2 protein-coding genes are annotated in these 3,379 nt (G+C 68.2%); both read left to right on the top strand.

The features are described 5' to 3' along the window. The first annotated feature begins 617 nt into the window (after nt 1–617). Nucleotides 618–2,066: a group II intron reverse transcriptase/maturase gene (ltrA, locus tag GFH49_RS14190; protein ID WP_155056235.1), complete on the top strand. Its 1,449-nt coding sequence runs from the start codon at nt 618–620 to the stop codon at nt 2,064–2,066. Nucleotides 2,067–2,072: 6 nt separating this feature from the next. Continuing rightward, nucleotides 2,073–3,263 carry an IS701 family transposase gene (locus GFH49_RS14195; RefSeq protein WP_155056236.1) on the top strand — a complete coding sequence of 397 codons (1,191 nt, stop codon included), beginning with the start codon at nt 2,073–2,075 and terminating at the stop codon, nt 3,261–3,263. Nucleotides 3,264–3,379: the final 116 nt, after the last annotated feature.

Genomic DNA, 3,379 nt, shown 5'->3' on the forward strand with positions numbered 1-3,379 from the left:
GCTGGGTGCGCCACGAGGCGCCATGTGACCGAGTGGAGGTGCGAGACCTCTACCGCCGGGCCGTCGCAGCGGCCGGGTAGAAGCTGAGGGCAGTCCGAGTCGGGGAACGCCGGTGAGGACGGAAAGCAGCCCTGACAACGCCGGGACGGCGCGGTACTGCCAGACGCGTCGGGTTCGGCAAGCAAGGCCAGAAGGCGTACGAAGAGGAACCCGTGTAAAGCCCCGTAAGTCTTGCACCGGGCTCAAATCTGGCGGATATGGGCCCGGGGTGCAGTGCGTGACCTCTCGCTTCGGCAGGGGTGGTCAACTCCGAAGCCGGTCTCCAACTGCCGGTGGGGAGGCCACGCTGAAGGTCTGCGGCGTAGGCGTGGTGATGCTGCCGGGGTAGTAGCGGGACGCCGACCTGGCCGATCGGCACATGGTGAACGTGGGAACCGCCTGCGGTCGCCCCCGCTTCCCCGGCATCCGGTCCGGAGAGCGAGGGCAGGCCCGTTGCCGGCTGAGGTCCGCAGGTGGGGCGGAGGCCCCGTAGTAGTCCGAGCGGAGGAAAGCTCCGTGCATGGCGAAGGGGGCCAGCAAGTCGGCAGGGAGGATGCTGCAATGCCGGGAGGCCGCTGGTGAATACCGACGCGCTGGAGTTCGCGCTGCTCAAGGCCGAGCGCCGGGTACTGGGGATGCAGACCAAGCTGCACTGTTGGGCGACCGACGATCGTGATCGCCGGTTCGATGACCTGTTCAATCTCGTCGCCGATCCCGCGTTCTTGCTGGTCGCGTGGGTTCGGGTGCGAAGGAACAGGGGCGCCCGCTCGGCCGGAGTGGACGGGCAGACCGCTCGCTCCGTGGAGGACGGGCAAGGCGTTGAGGTCTTCCTCAACGAGCTACGGTCCGACCTGAAGGACCGTAGTTTCCGCCCGCTTCCCGTGCGGGAACGGATGATTCCCAAGCCGGGGACGGCCAAGCGCCGTCGGCTGGGGATTCCCACCGTGCGGGACCGGGTGGTCCAGGCGTCCCTGAAGCTGGTGCTGGAGCCGATCTTTGAGGCGGATTTCCTCCCGTGCTCCTACGGGTTCCGCCCGAAGCGCCGGGCTCATGACGCGCTCGCCGAGGCACACCACTTCGCCAAGAGCTCCTATGAGTGGATGGTGGAGGGGGATATCGAGGCGTGCTTCGACTCGATCGACCACACGGCCCTGATGGACCGGGTGCGCCGCCGAGTCGGGGATCGTCGTGTTCTTGACCTGGTGAAGGCGTTCTTGAAGGCGGGCATCCTCAGCGAGGGTGGTCAGTCCAAGGACACCGACACCGGCACTCCGCAGGGTGGGATTCTCTCGCCGCTGCTGGCCAACATCGCCCTGTCCGTCCTCGATGAGTTCATCGCGGCCGGTCCGGGCGGGCCGAACTCCACACAGGGCCAGCGGGCCCGACGTCGTCGTCAGGATCTGCCCAACTACCGGCTCATCCGGTATGCGGACGACTTTCTGATTGCCGTGACCGGGACGCGTGAGCAGGCCGAGGACATACGCACCCAGGTGGCGGAAGCACTCGCCCCGATGGGACTGCGGCTGTCGGTGGAGAAGACGGCGATCACTCACATCGACGAGGGGCTGGACTTCCTGGGGTGGCGCCTCCAGCGCCACCGCAAACGAGGAACACAGAAGCACTACGTCTACCTCTACCCCTCCAAGAAGGCCCTCCAGGCCGTCAAGGAGAAGGTCAAGACGCTGTGTCGACAGGACACGAACCTGCCGCTGGCAGTCGTGCTGCACCATCTCAACCCGGTGCTGCGGGGCTGGACGGCGTACTTCCGGCACGGGGTGTCGGCCGCGACCTTCCAATACCTGTCGGCCTTCACCTGGCGCCAGGTCTTCGGGTGGCTGCGGCGCAAGCACCGCCGGTCCAGTTGGAAGAGTCTGCGCCGTCGCTATAGCGCGGGTCGATGGTGGCCCGCCGACGACGAGGTGACCTTGTTCAAGTGCGCGAAGGTGCGGACCCACCGCTACCTCTACCGCGGCAACAAGATCCCCTCGCCTTGGCCCAACGGGACCACGATCGCAGCGGCCGCCTGAGAGGGCTTGTGGAGAGCCGGATGCCTGGAGATCGGGCACGTCCGGTTCGGGAGGCGGGCCGGGGAAACCCACCGACGGCAACGTCGGCAGGGCGCCCCGGTCCGACCTCACCAACTGGCCGAGCACGCCGGCCACTTAACGCCCGACGGCCTGCAGCACCTGCTCTCCCGCGCCCGCTGGGACCCCGACCACATCCGCGATGACCTACAGACCTACATCGCCGAACAACTCGGCCGCCCCGACGGGGTGCTGATCGTCGACGACACCGGATTCCTGAAGAAGGGCACCACCTCCGCCGGGGTCCAGCGGCAGTACTCCGGCACCGCCGGCCGCACCGAGAACTGCCAGATCGGTGTCTTCGCCGCCTATGCCAGCACAGCCGGCCGCGCTCTGGTGGACCGGGAGCTGTATCTGCCCAAGTCATGGACCGACGACCGTGAGCGCTGTCGCGCGGCGAAGGTCCCCGACGAGCGGGAGTTCGCCACCAAGAACACCCTCGCGGCGACGATCGTCCGCAGGGCGCTGTCCTCACCGCTGCCGATCGCCTGGGTGACGGCGGACGCCGCCTACGGACAGGACAACCGCTTCCGCCGGATGCTGGAAACATCCGGCGTCGGCTACGTCCTCGCCGTTCCGAAGTCCCAGTTCTCGCTGGCCGGACCACGCATCGACACGGTGTTCGAGCAGGCCCCCGACCAGGCATGGGAGCGCCGTTCCTGCGGCGCGGGAGCGAAGGGGCAGCGCGAGTACGACTGGGCGGCCGTGCAGTTGCGACCGGTGGCCGAGTACGACCACCAGGACGGCGTGCTGATCCGTCGACGGTGGGCGCTTGCACGGCGCAGCGTGAACCGGCCGGACGAGATCGCCTACTACCTCGCCTATGCGCCGCTGGATGTAGGCGTGGACGTGCTGGTGCGGGTGGCCGGGCTCCGCTGGGCGATCGAGGAGTGTTTCCAGGCGGCGAAGAACGAGTGCGGCCTGGACCAGTACGAGGTGCGCCGCTATGTCGGCTGGTACAGGCACATCACCCTCGCGATGCTCGCCCATGCCTTCCTCGCGGCGATGACCGCGCAGGAGGGCGAAAAGGGGGCTGCGCTGGTGAGGAGGCTGAGGTCATCGAGCTCACCGTGGCGGAAGTGCGGCGACTCCTGGCAGCTCGCACTCCCCGACACCCACGTGCCCACACCCACGCGTTGAACTGGTCGCGCTGGCGCCGACGGCGCCAGGCCGTGGCCCGCCGCTGCCACTACCGCTGTCGGGGCCACTCGTTCGAGGGGCGGGCGGGCAGAAGCCGCTCGTGACAGCCCTCTGAC

Source organism: Streptomyces blattellae (assembly GCF_009709555.1).
Taxonomy (GTDB): Bacteria; Actinomycetota; Actinomycetes; order Streptomycetales; family Streptomycetaceae; genus Streptomyces; species Streptomyces blattellae.